Raw genomic sequence first — 20,332 nt, 5'->3', positions numbered from 1 at the left:
ATTTCTGTACTATTAATTATTAACTTTAGCAATCTTACCCTGTTCAATATAAACAGCAAGAATTGATAAATCAGCAGGATTCACACCACTAATACGACTAGCTTGAGCTAATGTTTCTGGTTGAATCTTAATGAATTTTTGACGCGCTTCCGTCGCAATTCCTTCAATAGAATCGTAATCAATATTTGTTGGAATTTTTTTAGCTTCCATACGTTTTAACTTCGCAACTTTTTCTTGTGCTTTTTTAATATAGCCTTCGTACTTAAATTGGATTTCTACTTGTTCAATAATTCTATGGTCTAATTCATGGTCAGGACCTGGAATAAACTTCTCAATGTCTGCGTAAGTTACCTCAGGGCGACGTAAAAATTCATTAGCCAACACGCCATCTTTCAAAGCGGCACTATTATGTTCTGCTAAGAATGCATTCACATCTTCAGTAGGTTTAATACGGAATGATTGTAATCTAGCTTTTTCGGCTTCAATTTCAGCTTTTTTAGCTTTAAAAATAGCTAATCTCTTTTCAGAAATTAAACCAATATCATATCCTTTTTCAGTTAAACGTAAATCAGCGTTATCATGACGTAAGATTAAGCGATATTCAGCACGAGATGTTAATAGACGATAAGGTTCGTTTGTCCCTTTTGTTACTAAATCATCAATCATAACACCGATATAAGCGTCACTTCGATTTAACGTAAAATCTTCGCGGCCTAAAGCACGTAACCCAGCGTTAATTCCTGCCATTATTCCTTGTCCAGCAGCTTCTTCATATCCAGAAGTCCCGTTTGTTTGACCAGCGGTATATAAATTCTTCACTAATTTAGTTTCAAGCGTTGGTCGTAATTGATAAGGAGCCACGACATCATATTCAATCGCATAACCCGGACGCATTAATTCAGCGTTTTCAAGGCCCTTAATTGAATGAATAATATCTTGTTGGACTTCTTCCGGCATTGACGTAGAAAGGCCCTGAACGTAAAATTCGTCCGTTGAACGGCCTTCTGGTTCTAAGAAGAGCTGATGACGAGGTTTATCAGAGAAACGAACAATTTTATCTTCAATAGATGGACAGTAACGTGGACCCACACCTTTAATAATTCCTGAGAACATAGGTGCACGATCAAGGTTAGCATTAATAATCTCATGCGTTTTCAAGTTGGTATACGTTAACCAACAAGATAATTGATTTTTAACATCAATATAATCTTCATCAGGTGTTTCAAAACTAAAGTGGTTAGGTTCAACATCCCCTGGTTGTTCATCAGTCACACTGTAATCAATTGTATTCCCATCAACACGAGGTGGTGTTCCAGTTTTAAAACGTTCTAAATCAAATCCAAGAGCTTCAAGATTTTCAGATAATTTAATTGCAGGTTGTGAATTATTAGGACCTGATGAATAACTCAATTCGCCAATAATAATCTTACCGCGAGCAGCCGTTCCAACTGTTAAAACAACACTTTTAGAACGGTATTTTGCCCCAGTATTTGTTACAACACCATGACATTCGCCATCTTCAACAATTAAACTATCGACTGTTCCTTGACGTAACGTTAGGTTTTCTTCTTTTTCCATTGTATGTTTCATTTCACTTGAATAAAGATGTTTATCAGCTTGTGCCCGTAATGCTCTAACAGCTGGACCTTTACCAGTATTTAACATACGCATTTGTACATAAGTTTTATCGATGTTACGACCCATTTCGCCACCTAAGGCATCAATTTCACGTACAACAATTCCTTTAGCTGGACCACCAATTGAAGGATTACATGGCATAAAAGCAACCATGTCTAAACTAATTGTGATAAGTAATGTTTTATTACCCATTCGTGCAGCAGCGAGTGCTGCTTCTGAACCAGCATGTCCAGCACCAACCACAATTACATCATAATCTGGGCCGTCATAAGTTTTAATGTCCATTTATATTCTCCTATTTACTAACAATTATTTACCTAAACAGAATTGACTAAATAATTCTGTGAGTAATTCATCTTTGTAGCTATCACCAGTGATTTCACCAAGTAATTCCCAACTTCTAGTCATGTCAATTTGAACTAAATCGATTGGCATACCGGAAGCAATCCCAGTGATCACATCATCTAAAGCAGTCTCAGCTTGATTTAACAAGCCAATATGACGAGAATTAGTAATCATAACTGTTGTTTGGCTATTTTCAATTCCACCAAAGAATAAGTTAGCAATTTTTTCTTCAAGTTGCTTCACACCTTCATGATTTAAGACAGAAATAGAAATAATTTCCGTTGGATCAACCATACTTTCTAATTCTTTACGATCTAGATTTTCTGGTAAATCTGTTTTATTTAAGATAACAATTCGTTTATCATTCTGTGTTAATTTAATGAGCTGCTTATCTTCAGCAGACAAAGGTTCATTGCTATTCAAAACAAGCATGACTAAATCAGCTTGAACAATCGCTTCTTTCGAACGTTCAACCCCAATTTTTTCAACCTTATCTTCTGTATCACGAATACCGGCAGTGTCTACCAATTTCAAAGGTACACCCATAACGTTAACGTATTCTTCAATCACATCACGCGTTGTTCCAGCAACATCAGTTACAATGGCTTTATCTTCATGTAATAAGTGATTCAAAAGACTTGATTTACCAACATTAGGTCGACCAATTATGGCAGTAGCTAATCCTTCACGTAATACTTTACCTTGTTGCGCTGTTTGTAGTAATTCTTGAACATATTGCTTAACATCACGTGCTTTTTCAAGCAATAATTTAGTCGTCATTTCTTCACCAGCATCGTATTCTGGATAATCAATATTAACTTCAACTAATGCCAAAACATCTACGATATCTTTACGTAAATTGCGGATTAGACGTGCTAAATTACCATCTAACTGATTTAGTGCAACTTTCATTGAGCGATCTGTTTTAGCACGAATTAAATCCATAACAGCCTCAGCTTGAGATAAATCAATTCGACCATTTAAGAATGCTCGTTTTGTAAATTCACCAGGTTCAGCTAAGCGTGCCCCATTACTTAATAATAATTGTAAAATTTGATTCGTTGGTACAATACCACCATGACAGTTAATTTCAATCACATCTTCACGTGTAAATGTTTTAGGTGCTAACATAACTGAGACCATGACCTCATCGACTTCTTCATCCGTTTTAGGATTTAAAATATGTCCGTAGTTAATGGTATGACTATCAACGTTACCTAAATTTTTCCCTTTAAATACATTATTAGCAATTTGAACGGCATCCTCACCACTTAATCGAACAATTGAAATGGCACCTTCACCAGGTGGTGTTGATATAGCGGCAATTGTATCAAATTCTGTTAATTCTGGCATATCTTTAAATACTCCCTTCAAGTGCTCTATTAGCAGTTAATTAATCATATTCTTTAAATTTTTTCAAACAAAAAAAGGGCCCACTCCACGCCCTAAAAGGACGTGGATAAAGCACCTTCACTACTTTATCTAATATTAAGTTCAATGCCAATAATATACTTTTTTTACCGACATTTGTCAACAAGTCTGTTTGATGATTCTAATTCACTAACCACGAATACCGCGATTTTCTAATTTATTAGTAATCACTTTTAATTCATTAACATAACCAAGATATTCTTCTTCAGTCATATCAAATGAAGTAAAACAATTCGACATTTGTTTCATAATTCTATGTTTACTTCTTTTAGCTTTTCCAGTCAATGAGACATTCACACGGCGTTCATCCTCAGGATCTCTAGTCCGAAGAATCCAATCATCCTTTTCCATACGTTTTAAAAGTGGTGTTAATGTTCCGTTATCTAGATGTAACTTCGCACCAAGTTCCTTCACCATAACAGGTGACGTTTCCCACAATGAAAGTAACGTAATATATTGCGGATACGTTAAGCTAAATTCCTTCAGTGATTCTGTATAAAATTTATTGTAATCTTTTTGTGCTGTGTAAATAGCAAAACATAGTTCATCTTCTAATTTTTCTGGATCATGTTTTAAAGCCATGGGTGGGGACTCCCTTCTATTACTGACTATTTTTTATTTTTAGGCGCTACAATTACTGAGCGCTTAGGTTCTGTTCCAATCGATGTTGTTTTGATTCGGTTATTTCGTGCTAAATAAAAATGAATTTGCTTACGTTCGTTAGCAGGCATCGGGTCTAATTGTACCGTCTCACCCGTTCTAATAACATCCTTGGCCACTTTAATTGCAAGGCGCTCAATCGTTTCTTCGCGACGTTTACGGTAGCCACCAACATCTAGAATAACATTCATTCTGCTAACTGCTTTTTGATTCATATTAACTTGTGCTAAATATTGCAAAGCATTTAAACTTTTACCGTGTTTACCAATTAATAATCCTTGTTTACTCGTATTAAAATCATATGTTACCTGACGGCGCTCAAATTGAACATTAATTTCTGTATCAATACCCATTAATTCTGTAATGTCGGCCAAATAATAACCAACATCATGAACTGCTTTTTCATTAAGTTGACTTCTAGCAGCTTTTTCTGCTGCTGTTAGAGGCTTTGATGTAACACTATCTTTTTTTTCATCAATAATTTTCTTGCTTACTGGTTTTTCTGTTATTTTTTTTTCAATTAATTCAACTTCTGCCTTTTTGCGGCCAAAAAATAAAAATCCAGACTTACCTTCATTGATTATTTTAATTTCAATCTGTGTTTTTTCAAGCTTTAATGCAGCCAAACCGTTACTCACAGCTTGATCAACATTTTTTCCAGTAAATATGGGCATGTTCATCCTCCAAATATAATTATCATCGTTATATTATAGCACTAATTGACCCCTTATCTATACCCTTTTTCAGAACGATTTTTTTGAAAAGTTCTTTCATTTGACAAAATCTATAGGACTCAGCCTATAATGAAAATACTAAATATAAAAACTCGGAGGATTAATTCTATGAATAAATTAACAGACACATATGAATTAGCAAATGGTGTCAAAATTCCTGTTGTTGGTTTTGGTACTTGGCAAACACCAAGTGGTGATGTTGCTAAAGCATCTGTAAAATCAGCATTAGCTTCTGGTTACATACATTTAGATACTGCTGAAATGTACCACAATGAAAGTAGTGTTGGAGAAGGTATTGCCGAAAGCGGTGTTGCTCGTGAAGATATCTTTTTAACAAGTAAATTAGCTAATACAGCTCATACGTACGATGAAACACAAACAGCATTTGCACGAACATTAAAAGATTTAGGTGTTGATTACCTTGATTTATTCTTGATTCACTGGCCAAATCCTGCTGCTTATCGTGAAGATAATTGGGAAAGTCATCTTCAAGAAACATGGCGTGCATTTGAAGATCTTTATAATGAAGGTAAAATTAAAGCCATTGGTGTTTCTAACTTCCGTCCTCGTCATTTTAAAATTTTGGAAGAAACACAAACAATTACACCAATGATTAATCAAATTAGATTAGCTCCTGGTGATACTCCCAAAGAGACAATTGATTATTGTCACAAGCATAATATTCAATTAGAAGCTTATAGCCCATTAGGAACTGGTGCTATCTTTACGGAACCAACAATGGTTAAAATTGCTAATCGTATTGGTCGCAGTGTTGCACAAGTTACCTTACGTTGGTCATTACAAAATGGATTCTTACCACTTCCCAAATCTGTTCATGCTGACAGAATTGAAGAAAATACTCATTTATTTGATTTTGAATTATCTGATGAAGACATGGCAGAAATCAACTCTCTAGATGGTGTTGTTGGTCATGCTCAAGATCCAGATACAGCAACTTTCTAAAATGTTTCACGTGAAACAAAAATGCGTAACCAGATATATTCTGGTTACGCATTTTTAGTTATCTATAGTTTGATGATGCATTTGGCATGACTATTGCACATATGATGTAAACAATAATACCAGGGAATGCTGCACTCAGGACACTTAAAAGAACGTACCCTATTCTTGTTAATGTTGGGTCCCAGTTAAAAAATTCAGCAATACCACCGACAACACCAGCAATAATTCTATTATTAGATTTTGTTAATTTTCTCAATTTTAATCCTCCTCTTGTTAACCTTTTATGTAATTATATCCAAAATAAAAAACCAAAGCCACTAAATGGACTTTGGTTTTCAAAAATTACTTTTTGTTACGGCCCTTATAAGCTTTCTTTTTCGCTTTTTTAATAGCCTGTACTTTTTCTTTTTCAAGACGTACTTTTTCTTCACGTTCACGTGTAATTTTAAATGGATTATTAATTAACAATGTTTGTCCAACTGAGAATGCATTGGTAATAACCCAATATAATGACAAGGCTGATGGTAAGTTAACAGCTGTCACAAGAATCATTATTGGTGTACCATAAACCATCATCGTTGACATTGAGTTTGCTTCAGGTTGGGACATAACACCCAACTTAGAAACAAAGTAAGTTAAGATTGCAGCAAAAATTGGTAAGATGAAGTACGGATCTTTATCACCAAGCTGTAACCATAAAAATTCACCCGTCTTCAAAACGTTCGTTCTCAAAATAGCTTGATAAAGAGCTAATAAAATCGGCATCTGTACTAATAATGGTAAACATCCAGCAACAGGATTAATGCCTGCTTCTGCATATAATTTCTGTTGTTCTTCACGTAATTTTTGAACAGTTGCAGCATCTTTACCAGAATGCTTAGCTTGAAGTGCCTTCAATTGAGGTTGAACTTCAGCTGTTTTACGCATACTTTTTGTTTGATAAATCATTAATGGTAATAAAATAACCCTAATGATTATGGTAAAGATGATAATACCAACACCATAGTTCCCACCAAATAATTTTGAAAGGAAAATAATAGCCCTAGAGAAACTGAGGATGATACCGCCATCCCAAATTCCTGTACTATTTTCCGTTATTGGTGTTGTACTACATCCCGCTAGGACTAACATTAACCCCAACATACTTAATAGGACTAAAAATCGCTTACTCTTCTTTTTCACAAGAATACCCTCGCTCACTTTATTAGTCTAAAATTTTAGCTATTTTTAAAACATGTGTTAATTGTTTCTTGGATTCCTCTTGCGACAACCAAGCAACAGATGGTCTAGCAATAACCAAAAAATCGCAATCTTGTTTAAGATCTGGTTTCAATTCTAACAACGATTGACGAATACGGCGTTTAACCCAATTACGAGCAACAGCATTCCCAATACGTTTTCCAACTGAAATTCCAACTCTAAAATGAGCTTGTTCTGGTTTTTCCATCATATATATAACATACTTTCGGTTCGCACAAGATTGACCTTTTTTAAAAACTGTTTGGAACTCTGCTTCTTTTTTAACGCGATATGATTTTCTCATGTAATATCTCCAGTTAAATAGATACTGTATCTTTGTAATAAAAAAAACCACTGAAATCAGTGGTCTATGCAGACAATACTTTTCTACCTTTACGGCGTCTACGTGCTAAGACGTTACGGCCGCCTTTTGTACTCATGCGTTTACGGAAACCATGCACGCGTTCACGGTGACGTTTTTTAGGTTGGTATGTTCTTTTCATAATTTAGGCACCTCCTTAAATACTTAATGTTTCAACTAATCGGTATCTTGATAAAAATAAGATACCAGTGACGTCAATTTCACTTACCGGAATATAATACCATACTTCTTTCTTCTATGAAAGAAAATTATTAGAATTCAATGTAATTTAGTTATCCACACTTTTTCGCTATTTATTTTTTAGTTGTGGATGAGTTGTGAAACACATCTTGTCGTCCACAACTCGGAACACACACTTTTTCACAATAAACAGCCTGTTAATAAGTTATACACACCCTTAACTAAAAACTGTTAATAACTAATGAAAATCCTTTAATAACATACTTTATTTCAATCACTCATTTGTGGATAACATGGCAAACAAAACTGGTTTATCTTTTTATGCCCACCCCTGTGGAAAACTTATTAATGACCCTGTTATTATTTTTTACACATTTTTTTAAACCTGTGGAAAACCCTTCTTTAAAATGCTAAACTGTAGTTACGATTTATTTAAACAAGGAGGCTTTTTGTGCTTACTCTCGAAAATTTATGGTCCTCACTGACTGATTATTTCAAAACGCAACTCAACCCTGTTAGTTACGAAACTTGGATTTCATCAGCTGAACCAAAACAATTTATTAATAACGACCTTATTATTGAGCTACCCTCCCAGCTACATAAAACTTACTGGATACAACATCTAGCACCAAAAGTTGTTGCGTTTCTTTACGAATCAACTGGTGAAGAAATCAATCCCGTTTTAAAAATAAAGGGTGAATTAACCGCGGGCGGCCAATCAAATATGGCAGTATCAAATAGTTCAAACTCTAATAACGATAATGTCCCTACCTTTATGCGTGATGCCAAATTAAACGATAGATATACCTTTAGTACCTTCGTTACTGGAAAAGGTAATCAGATGGCCCACGCTGCTGCTTTGGTTGTTTCTGAAGAACCTGGCCGCTTGTACAACCCGCTCTTTTTCTATGGTGGTGTTGGTTTGGGTAAAACCCATTTAATGCACGCAATTGGTCACCAAATGCTTCTAAACAATCCTGATGCAAAAGTAAAATACGTTACAAGTGAAGCATTTACTAACGGCTTCATTAACTCACTTCGAAATAATACGCCCGAAGATTTCCGAAAAGAATATCGTAGTGTTGATCTCTTACTGGTGGATGATATTCAATTTTTTGCCGATAAAGAATCAACACAAGAAGAATTTTTCCATACATTTAACTCTTTATATGATGATAAAAAACAAATTGTCTTATCATCTGATCGTTTACCAAACGAAATACCAAAATTACAAAAACGTCTTATATCTCGCTTTAAATGGGGTCTTTCAGTTGATATAACCCCTCCTGATTTAGAAACTAGAATTGCTATTTTAAGAAATAAATCTGATGCTGAAAATCTTGAAATACCAGATGATACATTAAGTTATATTGCTGGCCAAATCGATTCGAATATTCGTGAACTTGAAGGCGCTTTGGTTAGAGTACAAGCGTACGCGACCTTATCAAACTCAGAAATAACAACGAGTTTAGCCGCCGATGCCTTAAAAAACTTAAGTTTAAAAGATAAATCAAATGAAATTTCAATTGCTATTGTTCAAGATCGGGTTGCTAAATATTTCCACGTTACTGTGGGCGATTTAAAAGGAAAAAAACGTGTTAAAGCAATTGTTATGCCACGTCAAATTGCTATGTACTTAAGTCGCGAACTTACCGACAATTCCTTACCTAAGATTGGATCTGAATTTGGTGGTAAGGATCATACAACGGTTATTCATGCTCACGAAAAAATTGCTGTAATGTTAGAAACTGATGACAAACTTCAGCGTCAAATTTCAGATCTTAAGAGTGAACTTAACCAATAATAGTTGTGGGCAATTGTGGATAAGGCGGCTTGTTTACTCACAGGTTATCCACATGTGAATTCTTTTATTTACATGGTCCCAACGTATTTCTTAACATGATTAACAGGCCCTACTACTGCTTCTATTCTTTTATTACTTAATTAATAACTAAACTTACCGGAGGATTTACTATGGAATTTACAATTAATCGATCAGCATTCATTAAACAATTAACAGATGTTCAAAGAGCTATTTCTTCAAAAACAACAATTCCTATATTAACGGGTATCAAAGTTGTCTTAACTGCTTCTGGTTTACTTTTAACAGGTAGTGATGCAGATGTTTCTATTGAAACTTTTTTATCTGTTGAAGATGAATCTAATAACTTAACAATTGAATCAACTGGTGAAATTGTGCTACCTGCACGATTCTTTAGCGAAATTGTTAAAAAATTACCGCAAGATACTTTTTCATTAACAGTGACTGATGGTTATCAAACTGAGATTACTTCTGGATCAGCCTCATTCAATATTAATGGGTTAGATGCAAATAACTATCCTCACTTACCAGAAATTGATACTGATGATAATTTAATTTTTTCGGGATCAATCTTAAAACAAATTATTAGCCAAACTGTTATTGCCGTTTCTAACCAAGAAAGTCGCCCTATTTTAACTGGTGTTCACTTTGTCATTGAAAATGGTGAGTTTTTAGCAGTCGCAACAGATAGTCATCGTTTGAGCCAACGTAAAATTACATTGGAAGGCGCAAACGATGCAAAATATGATGTTATTATTCCTGGTAAATCTTTAGTAGAATTATCACGAATGATTGACGATTCTAATCCAGATATTGAAATGCGTATTTCAGAAAACCAAGTACTCTTTATTCTTGGAAATACCTCATTTTATTCACGTTTATTAGAAGGAAATTATCCTGATACAACTCGTCTAATTCCTAAAGAATCAGCTACAGACATTGAGTTTAATGCGCCTAAATTATTATCAGCAATTGAACGTGCGTCATTACTATCACATGAAAGCCGTAATAACGTTGTTAAACTAGCGATTAATACGGCAGAACAAAAAGTTGTCATTTATAGTAACTCGCCTGATGTTGGTAATGTTGAGGAAGCATTAGAATTTAGCAATTTATCAGGAAATGATCTTGAAATTTCATTTAATCCAGACTATATGAAAGATGCTTTAAGATCATTTGGACAAACTGAAATTAAAGTTGCGTTTACACAACCATTACGACCATTTACCTTAGTCCCAACTGAAGATACAACGCAATTTATTCAATTAATTACACCAGTTCGAACATTCTAATTAATTGTTCGTGTATGAATAACTAATAAAAATAGAGTAAAAGCAGCCAATAAAACTGTTTTTACTCTATTTTTTTAGGTAAATTATATTAAAAGTGAGAAATGAATTTTATGGTTTGATTTTGACTAAAAAAATAAGGCAATAGTGAATTGTAGTCATTTAATTAAAAATATAGCCTTTTAAGTAATTTTAGAGTAAAAAGACTAATTAAAACTTAAATCGCTTAAATCGGCTTAAAATGAGATGTGAAATTGTAATTTTGCGAAAAAAAAGGTATAATAGAAAAGGAAGAAAATGGAGGTTGACGACAATTGAAATCAGATATTTATTTAGAAACACCTTACATGATGCTACAACAAGTTTTGAAATCAGAAACAATTATTAATTCTGGTGGCGAAGCAAAATGGTTTTTACGTGAAAATGAAGTCCTTGTAAATGGTGAATTAGAAGACCGACGTGGACGTAAATTATACCCTGGCGATGTTATTGAAGTTCCAGGTATTGCAATTATTACGATGCATTCAATGGACGAAAAGTAGGCTTATCAATGTATCTAGAAAATTTAACCTTGAGGGATTATCGTAACTATGAAGATTTAAATATCTCATTTTCACCAGCAATCAATATATTACTTGGTGAAAATGCTCAGGGTAAAACGAATTTATTGGAAGCAATTTATGTGTTATCAATGACTCGAAGTCATAGAACGAATAATGATAAAGAGTTGATTAAGTGGGATAAGACAGCTGCGATAATCCAAGGTCGGGTGAATAAGCAAGTAGGGTCATTGCCACTCGAGATTCAAATTAATTCTAAAGGTAAAAAAGCTAAAGTTAATCATCTTGAACAGGCCAAATTGTCACAGTACATTGGACAGTTCAATGTGATTTTGTTTGCACCAGAGGATTTAGCCCTTGTAAAGGGTGCCCCATCAGTAAGAAGAAGATTTGTTGATATGGAATTTGGCCAAATTAATGCACGTTATTTATATAATTTAGGTCAATACCGAACTATTTTGAAACAGCGTAATCAATATCTAAAACAGTTACAGCATAAAAAAGACCAAGATTTAGTTTTTTTAGATGTATTATCTGATCAATTAGCTGCTTTTGGCGCAGAAATTGTACATCAACGCTTAATATTTCTTAAACAACTTGAATTCTGGGCTAACCAATTACAAGAAGAGATTACACAGTCCGCTGAAACGTTAACATTTGAGTATGCCACTCATTTGGAAAACGCGTCAGAAAAAACGATTGAACAGTTGTATACGCAATTACAAAATGATTTAAAAAAATCAATAAAAAAAGAAATATTTCAAGGGACAACCTTAGCTGGGCCACATCGTGATGATGTGCGTTTTTTAATTAACGGCAAAAACGTTCAAACATATGGATCTCAAGGACAACAAAGAACAACAGCATTATCAGTCAAATTAGCCGAAATTGAGTTAATGAAAGAGGAAACTGGGGAATATCCAGTCCTTCTTTTGGATGATGTTCTTTCTGAATTGGATGATATGCGTCAAACACATCTTTTGAAGACGATTCAAAATAAGGTTCAAACATTTTTAACAACACCAAACTTAAGTGGTATTGCTAGATCGTTAATTAATGAACCTAAGATTTTTCATATTAATCAAGGTAACTTACTCGAAGAGGAGGAACATATAGTTGACTGATCAAGAGAAACAAGCTGAAATAGCAGAAGAATTACATGAAGAAAAAGCAAAAGAATATGATGCGAGCCAAATTCAAGTTTTAGAAGGACTTGAAGCTGTTAGAAAACGTCCCGGTATGTATATTGGAACAACGGCTTCACAAGGTCTTCATCACTTAGTTTGGGAAATTATTGATAATGGTATCGATGAAGCATTGGCTGGTTTTGCCGATGAAATTAATGTTGTTGTCGAAAAAGACAACAGTATAACAGTTCGTGATAATGGACGTGGTATCCCTGTTGATATCCAAGCAAAAACAGGCCGTCCAGCGCTTGAAACCGTTTTTACAATTTTACATGCTGGGGGTAAATTTGGCGGTGGTGGTTATAAAGTTTCTGGTGGACTTCATGGAGTTGGTGCTTCAGTTGTTAATGCATTATCAACTGAGCTAGATGTTCAGGTTATTCGTGAAGGTAAAGTCTACGGTATGGACTTTGCTCGCGGTAAAGTTAAAACAGAGATGTCAGTTGTAGGTGAAGCACCTGAAAATGAACATGCAACGATTGTTCATTTTGTACCGGATTCTGATATTTTTACGGAAACAACTGTCTATGATATTAAAGTATTAACAACGCGAATTCGTGAATTAGCATTCTTGAATAAAGGCCTTAAAATTACGATTGATGATAAACGTGATGGTGGACCCGGATTACAAGAATTCCATTATGCCGGTGGTATTAAGCATTATGTTGAATACTTAAATAAAAATAAAGATGTTATTTTCCCAGAACCTATCTATGTTGAAGGTGAACAAAAAGGGATTATTGTTGAAGTTGCCCTCCAATATACAGATGATTATCATAGTAATTTATTAACTTTCACAAATAATATTCATACTTATGAGGGTGGTACTCATGAATCTGGTTTTAAGACAGCCTTAACCCGGGTTATAAATGATTACGCTCGTAAAAATAATCTTATGAAAGAAAATGATGCTAATCTTTCTGGTGAAGATGTTCGTGAAGGATTGACGGCTGTTGTCAGTATTAAACATCCAGATCCTCAATTTGAAGGTCAAACAAAAACAAAATTAGGTAATTCAGATGCGCGTACGGTTACTGATCGTACTTTCTCTGAACATTTTACTAAGTTTTTAATGGAAAATCCTAAAGAAGCTAAAATTATTGTAGAAAAAGGCTTATTAGCTGCTAGAGCTCGAGTAGCTGCTAAACATGCTCGTGAAGTAACACGTAAAAAAAGTGGGCTTGAAATCAGTAACTTACCCGGTAAGTTAGCTGATAATACAAGTAAAGATCCTGCAATTAGTGAATTATTTATCGTCGAAGGTGATTCAGCCGGCGGTTCAGCTAAACAGGGTCGTTCACGGTTAACACAAGCTATCTTACCGATTCGTGGTAAGATTTTGAATGTTGAAAAAGCAAGTTTAGATAAAATTTTAGCCAATGAAGAAATTCGTTCATTATTTACAGCTATGGGAACAGGTTTTGGTGGCGAATTTAATGTTGAAAAAGCTAATTATCATAAATTAATTATTATGACTGATGCTGATGTCGATGGTGCCCATATTAGAACGTTATTATTAACACTGTTCTATCGTTACATGCGTCCACTTGTTGAAGCAGGATTCGTGTATATTGCGCAACCACCTTTATATCAAATTAGACAAGGTAAGATGATTCGTTATGTCGATACTGAAGAAGAATTAGAAGAAATTCAAGGGCAATTGGCACCAACACCAAAACCCGTTATTCAACGATATAAAGGTCTTGGAGAAATGGATGCTTCTCAATTGTGGGAAACAACTATGGATCCAGATGCTCGTCGTTTATTACGTGTTAACGTCGACGATGCCATTGAAGCTAATGATGTCTTTAATATGTTAATGGGTGATCGTGTAGAACCTAGACGTGAATTTATTGAAAAAAATGCCACTTACGTAGAAAACTTAGATATTTAAAAACTTAGTCGTAAAGGAGGTTGAAAATTTTGGCAGAAGAATTACCAGCTACAAGCCGGATAAAAGATGTTAATCTTTCCGGAGAAATGAAAAAATCATTCTTGGATTATGCTATGAGCGTTATTGTTGCTCGTGCACTTCCTGATGTTCGAGATGGGTTGAAACCTGTCCATCGTCGTATTTTATACGGGATGAGTGAATTAGGGATTACGCCTGATAAACCATACAAAAAATCAGCTAGAATTGTTGGGGATGTTATGGGTAAGTACCATCCTCATGGTGATTCATCGATTTATGAAGCGATGGTTCGTATGGCCCAAGACTTTAGTTACCGTTACATGTTAGTTGATGGGCATGGTAACTTTGGTTCTGTCGATGGTGATGGCGCTGCTGCTATGCGTTATACTGAAGCTAGAATGAGTAAAATAGCTGTTGAAATGATGCGTGATATCAATAAAGATACCATTGATTTCATGGATAATTACGATGGCAGTGAACATGAACCAGTTGTTTTACCTGCGCGTTTTCCTAACTTATTAGTTAATGGTGCAACAGGTATTGCCGTTGGTATGACAACGAATATTCCGCCACATAATTTGTCAGAAGTTATTTCTGGATTACATATTTTGATGGATAATCCTGATGCAACTGTGGCTGATTTGATGGAGGCTATCCCTGGTCCTGATTTTCCAACTGGGGCTACTGTTCTAGGTAAATCTGGTATTCGTAAAGCTTACGAAACAGGTAAGGGAACAATAACAATTCGTTCAAAAGTTGAAATTGAAGAACAAAAGAATGGTAAAGAACGTATTATCGTTGATGAACTTCCTTACATGGTTAATAAAGCACGTTTAATTGAACGTATTGCTGATTTAGCTCGTGATAAAAAAATTGAAGGTATCACTGATATTAATGATGAGTCTGATCGTGAAGGATTACGAATTGTGATCGATATTCGTCGTGATATGAGTGCTTCAGTTGTGTTGAATAACCTTTATAAATTAACGTTATTACAAACATCTTTCAGTTTTAATATGCTAGCAATCGTTAATGGTATTCCAAAAGTTCTAAGTTTAAAGGAAATGCTTGTTTATTACCTTGAACATCAAGAAAAAGTTATCCGTCGTCGTACGCAATTTGAATTGAAAAAGGCACGTGCTCGCGCACATATCCTTGAAGGTTTAAGAATTGCACTCGATCATATTGATGAAATTATTAGAATTATCCGTAGCTCAAATACGGGTGAACTTGCTAAAAATCAATTGATGGGTAATTATGGTTTATCAGATAAACAAGCTCAAGCTATTTTAGATATGCGATTAGTTCGTTTAACTGGTTTAGAACGTGAAAAAATTGAAGAAGAATATCAAAATTTAATGGCATCAATCGCTGATTTTGAAGATATTTTGGCTCATGACTCACGTATTCATGATATTATTTATCAAGAATTGTTAGATTTACAAGCTAAATTTGGTGATGAACGTCGTACTGAATTATTAATTGGCGAAGTATTGAATCTTGAAGATGAAGATTTGATTGAAGAAGAAGAAGTTATGATTACATTAACGCATAACGGTTATGTAAAACGTCTTGCAACTGATGAATTCAAAGCACAAAACCGTGGTGGCCGTGGCGTTCAAGGTATGGGTGTTCATGATGATGACTTTATTGAACATCTTGTGTCGACATCAACGCATGATACCCTACTATTCTTCACGAATGCTGGTAAAGTGTACCGTATGAAGGGGTATGAAATTCCTGAATATGGACGCACAGCTAAAGGAATTCCTGTCATTAATCTTTTAGGGGTTAATTCTGGTGAGAAAATCCAAGCTGTTATCAACGTAAGCAAGCAAGAAAATGATGAACGTTATCTTTTCTTTACGACGCTTAACGGAACAGTTAAGAGAACACCGGTGTCAGAATTTTCTAACATACGAAATAATGGTTTAAAAGCGATTAAATTGCATGATGAAGATGAATTAATTAACGTTGCTATCACAGATGGCACGCAGAATATGATTATTGGAACGCATCGAGGTTACGCAGTATCATTTGCTGAAAATGATGTTCGTTCAATGGGTCGTTCTGCTTCTGGTGTTCGTGGTATTCGGTTAAGAGAAGATGATTACGTTGTAGGAGCTGATTTATTAGCTGCTGATAGTCACGTATTTATCATTTCTGAAAAAGGATACGGTAAGCAAACACCCGCTTCGGCTTATGCAATTAAAGGCCGTGGTGGAAAAGGAATTAAGACAGCTAACATTTCTGAAAAGAATGGACCAATTGCTGGGTTAGCAACCGTTCAAGGTGATGAAGATATCATGTTAATTACGGATCAAGGTGTTATGATTCGCTTTAATGTGAAGAACGTGTCAAAAACGGGCCGTGCTACTTTAGGAGTTCATTTAATTCGAATTGATGAGAATGCTAAAGTTGCAACAATGGCAAAAGTTGAAGCTACTCCTGAAGAAACAACTACTATTTTAGATGCAGTTGTATCAGACGTTGAAAGTGAAACAAATGACTTAGAATAAACTAAATTAAAAAAATAAAATAAAATCCTAATTAACGGCGTACTTAATAAGTGTGTAGTTAATTAGGATTTTCTTGCTTTAAGTGAATGGCAGTGATATAATTTTAGTTCGTAAGTGTCTATGGCATTAAATAGATAACTTTCCTTGTTCTTGCCACGAGGTAAGGACCTAAAGTCCATAAGGAGGTGTAAACAGTCATGAGTAAATATGAAATTACTTATATCATCCGTACCGATCTTGATGAAGCAGCTAAAGCAGCTTTGATCGAACGTTTCGATGGTATTTTAACAAGTAATGGTGCAGAAATCGTTACTTCAAAAGACTGGTCAAAACGTCGTCTTGCATACGAAATCAGCGGTTATAATGAAGGTATCTACCATATCATTAATGCTACAGCCGATGACGATATCGCAATTAACGAATTTGATCGTCTTTCAAAGATTAATGAAGGAATCTTGCGTCATATGATCATTAACAGAGATGAAAAATAATTCATTTTAATAAAATAACGGAGAGGAGCAATACATTATGATTAATAGAACAGTACTTGTCGGACGTTTAACAAGAGACCCTGATTTACGCTACACAGCTAGTGGTGCTGCAGTTGCAACTTTTACAGTTGCAGTTAATCGACAATTCACGAACGCTTCTGGCGAACGTGAAGCCGATTTTATTAACTGTGTTATCTGGCGAAAAGCAGCCGAGAACTTCGCTAACTTTACGCATAAAGGTTCTTTAATTGGTGTCGATGGACGAATTCAAACGCGTTCATATGATAATCAACAAGGAACTCGCGTGTATGTTACTGAAGTTGTCGTAGAAAACTTTTCGTTGCTTGAATCAAAATCTCAATCAAGCCAACAACAAGGTAACGCTAATAATCAAAGCAGCGCTCCTCAATCAAGTTCATCATCAAATAACAATGCTAACCCATTTGGTGGCGCAAGTTCGAATAATAATTCAAACACAACGCAATCTAATGATTCAGCAACAGTTGATCCATTTGCAAATAATGGCCAACAAATTGATATTTCTGATGACGACCTACCATTCTAATTAGAGGAGGAAACTCACATGGCACAACAACAACAACGTAGAGGTGGTGGCGGTGGCGCACGTCGTCGACGTAAAGTTGACTTCATCGCAGCTAACCACATCGATTATATCGATTATAAAGATACAGACTTGTTAAAACGTTTCATTTCAGAACGTGGTAAGATTTTACCTCGTCGTGTTACGGGAACAAGCGCTAAAAACCAACGCAGTTTAACAATTGCAATTAAACGCTCACGTATTATGGGCTTATTACCATTCGTTTCAGAAGAATAGTAATATCTAGGGAAGACTATGCAAATAGTCTTCCCTTTTTTTGTACTATCAGCAAGATTTGTGCAGGTAAATGGGGAATGTGATAAAATAGATAACATCTAGGATTTACAGATGAGGAGATACTATGAAAAAGTTCCTTTCAAACGAGAAACTTCCCAGTTTTTTGAAGAATGAACGCTTAAGATGGATTGCGATTTTTATCGTAATTATGTCTTTATTTAGTGTTGTTCTGTCTTTTACAGTTAATTTATTTTTAGGACTTATATTGTTAATTATTGCGTTGGGTGCTACCAGCGCAAGTATGTATATTATGTCCCAAATTACGGCAAATACTAATGAATATATATCGGAATTATCATATCGTATTAAACGTAGTGAACAAGAAGCGCTTATCAAAATGCCAATTGGTATTTTGATTTTTAACGAACAAAATGAGATTGAGTGGGTTAATCCATACTTACAACCTTATTTTGAAAAAAATGATATTTTAGGTAAGAAAATAGAGAGCGTCGATGAATCGTTATCGACGATTATTACAGATAACGCTGAGACTAAAGGCTTGGTGAAAGTAACATGGCATGAAAAAGATTTTGAAATGATCATACAAAATGATATTCATGTTGCTTACCTGATGGATATTACGCGTTATTCATCAATTGAAAAAGAATTTGAAGCAGAGCGCGTTGTTATCGGTCAAGTGTTCTTAGATAATTATGATGAAGTAACGCAATCTATGTCAGATAAGAATGTTTCTAATTTAAGTAACTTTGTCACAAATGAGTTATCTAATTGGGCGCGTCGTTATGGGATGTATTTAAAAAGAACGGATTCAGATCGATTTTTTATTTTAGTTCATGCCCATTCTTTACAACAAATTGAAGAAGAAAAATTTAAAATTTTAGATCGAATTCGCGATCGGACATCCAAACAAAACTTTCCGCTCACATTGAGCATGGGAATTGCCTATGGCGATGGCGATTTGAATTCACTTGCAAAATTAGCTCAAAGCAATTTAGATCTTGCTTTAGGTCGAGGTGGGGATCAAGTTGTCGTTAAATCACCTGAAGAGCAAGCAAGATTTTATGGTGGTAAAACTAATCCGATGGAAAAACGGACTCGGGTTCGTGCTAGAATGATTTCTCAAGCGTTACAAGAAATAATGAAACCAATGGACCAAGTCTTCGTTATGGGACATCAGAGCCCAGATATGGACTCTGTAGGAGCTTGTTTGGGCATTAGACGAATCGCTTTGATGAATAATATGAAATGTTGGATTGTTTTAGATCAAACCGCTATTCATTCAGATGTACAACGATTGATGGAAGAGTTAGATCAATATCCTGATATCAAATATAATATTATTACACCTGAAGAAGCAGTAGAAAAAGCAACAGAACAGAGTTTACTGGTGATGGTTGATCATTCTAAACCCTCTATTTCTGGTAGTCCTGAATTGTATGAAAAACTTAAAAATCGTCTGATGGTTATTGATCATCATCGTCGTGGAGAAGAATTCCCTGAAAATCCAATGTTAGTTTATATTGAACCTTATGCATCATCAACCTGTGAACTGATTACTGAAATGTTTGAATATCAATCAAAAGATAGTGAACCAATTAATAAAATTGAAGCAACTGCGATGTTAACGGGAATTATTATTGATACGAAGTCGTTTTCATTAAGGACGGGTACACGAACATTTGATGCAGCCAGTTATTTAAGGTCCGTTGGGGCTGATTCAACAATGGTTCAAAACTTTATGAAAGAAAATGTTGATAGTTACTTGAAGCGTAATCATTTAATTGATAAAGTAGAGTTCATTAATACTGATTTAGCATTATGTGTGGGTGAAGATGATACGATTTATGACCCAGTTACAGCAGCACAGGCAGCAGATTCATTATTATCTATTTCAAGTGTATCAGCGTCATTTGTTGTCACAAAACGATCAGAAAATCGTGTTAGTATCTCTGCTAGAAGTACAGGGACGACTAATGTTCAAGTTGTTATGGAACAAATGGGCGGCGGCGGTCACTTATCAAATGCTGCGACTCAGTTAACTGGTGTGAGTGTAAGTGAAGCTGCAGAACAATTAGTTAATATTTTAACGACAAAAAAAGATGAAATTAAGGAGTAGTTGAT

The 20,332-nt window shown here is 35.0% G+C and carries 19 protein-coding genes; 11 read left to right on the top strand and 8 right to left on the bottom strand.

Annotated features, from left to right (window positions below; translation table 11 throughout):
- Window positions 1–12: 12 nt before the first annotated feature.
- The 4 genes from mnmG to jag form a co-directional block, all read right to left on the bottom strand.
- Entirely contained in the window at window positions 13–1,923 is a 1,911-nt protein-coding gene (gene mnmG, locus AC1RPN_RS00405) for a tRNA uridine-5-carboxymethylaminomethyl(34) synthesis enzyme MnmG (protein WP_481761078.1), read from the bottom strand.
- 24 nt (window positions 1,924–1,947) lie between these two features.
- Window positions 1,948–3,336, bottom strand: a complete 1,389-nt coding sequence (gene mnmE, locus AC1RPN_RS00400; protein ID WP_481761079.1) for a tRNA uridine-5-carboxymethylaminomethyl(34) synthesis GTPase MnmE — start codon at window positions 3,334–3,336, stop codon at window positions 1,948–1,950.
- A 207-nt stretch (window positions 3,337–3,543) separates the two neighbouring features.
- Window positions 3,544–3,996 carry a MarR family winged helix-turn-helix transcriptional regulator gene (locus AC1RPN_RS00395; protein WP_481761080.1) on the bottom strand — a complete coding sequence of 151 codons (453 nt, stop codon included), beginning with the start codon at window positions 3,994–3,996 and terminating at the stop codon, window positions 3,544–3,546.
- A gap of 26 nt (window positions 3,997–4,022) precedes the next feature.
- Window positions 4,023–4,748 (bottom strand): RNA-binding cell elongation regulator Jag/EloR, encoded by a 726-nt coding sequence (jag, locus tag AC1RPN_RS00390; protein WP_481761081.1) that lies wholly within the window; start codon window positions 4,746–4,748, stop codon window positions 4,023–4,025.
- Between the two features lie 168 nt (window positions 4,749–4,916).
- Between jag and AC1RPN_RS00385 the strand changes: the two genes are divergently transcribed.
- Window positions 4,917–5,771 (top strand): aldo/keto reductase, encoded by an 855-nt coding sequence (locus AC1RPN_RS00385; RefSeq protein WP_481761083.1) that lies wholly within the window; start codon window positions 4,917–4,919, stop codon window positions 5,769–5,771.
- A 58-nt stretch (window positions 5,772–5,829) separates the two neighbouring features.
- On the opposite strand, the gene AC1RPN_RS00380 is transcribed toward AC1RPN_RS00385, so the two are convergent.
- From AC1RPN_RS00380 to rpmH, 4 genes are all read right to left on the bottom strand, one after another.
- Window positions 5,830–6,027 (bottom strand): PspC domain-containing protein, encoded by a 198-nt coding sequence (locus AC1RPN_RS00380; protein WP_409021843.1) that lies wholly within the window; start codon window positions 6,025–6,027, stop codon window positions 5,830–5,832.
- Window positions 6,028–6,113: 86 nt separating this feature from the next.
- On the bottom strand, window positions 6,114–6,953 hold the full coding sequence (gene yidC, locus AC1RPN_RS00375) for a membrane protein insertase YidC (RefSeq protein WP_481761084.1): 840 nt from the start codon (window positions 6,951–6,953) through the stop codon (window positions 6,114–6,116).
- Between the two features lie 22 nt (window positions 6,954–6,975).
- Complete coding sequence (rnpA, locus tag AC1RPN_RS00370) at window positions 6,976–7,314, bottom strand: ribonuclease P protein component (RefSeq protein ID WP_409021846.1); 339 nt, start codon at window positions 7,312–7,314, stop codon at window positions 6,976–6,978.
- A gap of 64 nt (window positions 7,315–7,378) precedes the next feature.
- Window positions 7,379–7,513 carry a 50S ribosomal protein L34 gene (gene rpmH / locus AC1RPN_RS00365; protein WP_057974157.1) on the bottom strand — a complete coding sequence of 45 codons (135 nt, stop codon included), beginning with the start codon at window positions 7,511–7,513 and terminating at the stop codon, window positions 7,379–7,381.
- Window positions 7,514–8,023: 510 nt separating this feature from the next.
- Between rpmH and dnaA the strand changes: the two genes are divergently transcribed.
- From dnaA to AC1RPN_RS00315, 10 genes are all read left to right on the top strand, one after another.
- Window positions 8,024–9,376 (top strand): chromosomal replication initiator protein DnaA, encoded by a 1,353-nt coding sequence (dnaA, locus tag AC1RPN_RS00360; protein ID WP_481761085.1) that lies wholly within the window; start codon window positions 8,024–8,026, stop codon window positions 9,374–9,376.
- A gap of 170 nt (window positions 9,377–9,546) precedes the next feature.
- Window positions 9,547–10,686, top strand: coding sequence for a DNA polymerase III subunit beta (gene dnaN, locus AC1RPN_RS00355; protein WP_481761086.1), 1,140 nt, complete (start codon window positions 9,547–9,549; stop codon window positions 10,684–10,686).
- A gap of 311 nt (window positions 10,687–10,997) precedes the next feature.
- Complete coding sequence (gene yaaA / locus AC1RPN_RS00350) at window positions 10,998–11,225, top strand: S4 domain-containing protein YaaA (RefSeq protein WP_057974154.1); 228 nt, start codon at window positions 10,998–11,000, stop codon at window positions 11,223–11,225.
- Window positions 11,226–11,233: 8 nt separating this feature from the next.
- Complete coding sequence (gene recF / locus AC1RPN_RS00345; RefSeq protein WP_409021849.1) at window positions 11,234–12,367, top strand: DNA replication/repair protein RecF; 1,134 nt, start codon at window positions 11,234–11,236, stop codon at window positions 12,365–12,367.
- Between the two features lie 19 nt (window positions 12,368–12,386).
- A complete protein-coding gene (gyrB, locus tag AC1RPN_RS00340) occupies window positions 12,387–14,324 on the top strand; it encodes a DNA topoisomerase (ATP-hydrolyzing) subunit B (protein WP_481761146.1) in 1,938 nt (645 codons plus the stop codon).
- 86 nt (window positions 14,325–14,410) lie between these two features.
- Window positions 14,411–16,861 carry a DNA gyrase subunit A gene (gene gyrA / locus AC1RPN_RS00335; protein ID WP_481761147.1) on the top strand — a complete coding sequence of 817 codons (2,451 nt, stop codon included), beginning with the start codon at window positions 14,411–14,413 and terminating at the stop codon, window positions 16,859–16,861.
- A 197-nt stretch (window positions 16,862–17,058) separates the two neighbouring features.
- Window positions 17,059–17,352 carry a 30S ribosomal protein S6 gene (gene rpsF, locus AC1RPN_RS00330; RefSeq protein ID WP_409021850.1) on the top strand — a complete coding sequence of 98 codons (294 nt, stop codon included), beginning with the start codon at window positions 17,059–17,061 and terminating at the stop codon, window positions 17,350–17,352.
- A gap of 37 nt (window positions 17,353–17,389) precedes the next feature.
- Window positions 17,390–17,917: a single-stranded DNA-binding protein gene (ssb, locus tag AC1RPN_RS00325; protein ID WP_409021851.1), complete on the top strand. Its 528-nt coding sequence runs from the start codon at window positions 17,390–17,392 to the stop codon at window positions 17,915–17,917.
- Between the two features lie 18 nt (window positions 17,918–17,935).
- Window positions 17,936–18,190 carry a 30S ribosomal protein S18 gene (rpsR, locus tag AC1RPN_RS00320; protein ID WP_057974148.1) on the top strand — a complete coding sequence of 85 codons (255 nt, stop codon included), beginning with the start codon at window positions 17,936–17,938 and terminating at the stop codon, window positions 18,188–18,190.
- 124 nt (window positions 18,191–18,314) lie between these two features.
- Window positions 18,315–20,327: a DHH family phosphoesterase gene (locus AC1RPN_RS00315; protein ID WP_481761087.1), complete on the top strand. Its 2,013-nt coding sequence runs from the start codon at window positions 18,315–18,317 to the stop codon at window positions 20,325–20,327.
- Window positions 20,328–20,332: the final 5 nt, after the last annotated feature.

This window comes from Dellaglioa sp. CoH-57-MRSF-20, from assembly GCF_056781955.1.
This window is presented reverse-complemented; position numbering and strand designations above follow the sequence as displayed.

Coding starts and splice junctions, on each gene's coding strand:
- mnmG (WP_481761078.1), bottom strand. CDS start 1,923: ATGGACATTAAAACTTATGACGGCCCAGATTATGATGTAATTGTGGTT.
- mnmE (WP_481761079.1), bottom strand. CDS start 3,336: ATGCCAGAATTAACAGAATTTGATACAATTGCCGCTATATCAACACCA.
- AC1RPN_RS00395 (WP_481761080.1), bottom strand. CDS start 3,996: ATGGCTTTAAAACATGATCCAGAAAAATTAGAAGATGAACTATGTTTT.
- jag (WP_481761081.1), bottom strand. CDS start 4,748: ATGCCCATATTTACTGGAAAAAATGTTGATCAAGCTGTGAGTAACGGT.
- AC1RPN_RS00385 (WP_481761083.1), top strand. CDS start 4,917: ATGAATAAATTAACAGACACATATGAATTAGCAAATGGTGTCAAAATT.
- rnpA (WP_409021846.1), bottom strand. CDS start 7,314: ATGAGAAAATCATATCGCGTTAAAAAAGAAGCAGAGTTCCAAACAGTT.
- rpmH (WP_057974157.1), bottom strand. CDS start 7,513: ATGAAAAGAACATACCAACCTAAAAAACGTCACCGTGAACGCGTGCAT.
- dnaN (WP_481761086.1), top strand. CDS start 9,547: ATGGAATTTACAATTAATCGATCAGCATTCATTAAACAATTAACAGAT.
- recF (WP_409021849.1), top strand. CDS start 11,234: ATGTATCTAGAAAATTTAACCTTGAGGGATTATCGTAACTATGAAGAT.
- gyrA (WP_481761147.1), top strand. CDS start 14,411: ATGAAAAAATCATTCTTGGATTATGCTATGAGCGTTATTGTTGCTCGT.
- rpsF (WP_409021850.1), top strand. CDS start 17,059: ATGAGTAAATATGAAATTACTTATATCATCCGTACCGATCTTGATGAA.
- ssb (WP_409021851.1), top strand. CDS start 17,390: ATGATTAATAGAACAGTACTTGTCGGACGTTTAACAAGAGACCCTGAT.
- rpsR (WP_057974148.1), top strand. CDS start 17,936: ATGGCACAACAACAACAACGTAGAGGTGGTGGCGGTGGCGCACGTCGT.
- AC1RPN_RS00315 (WP_481761087.1), top strand. CDS start 18,315: ATGAAAAAGTTCCTTTCAAACGAGAAACTTCCCAGTTTTTTGAAGAAT.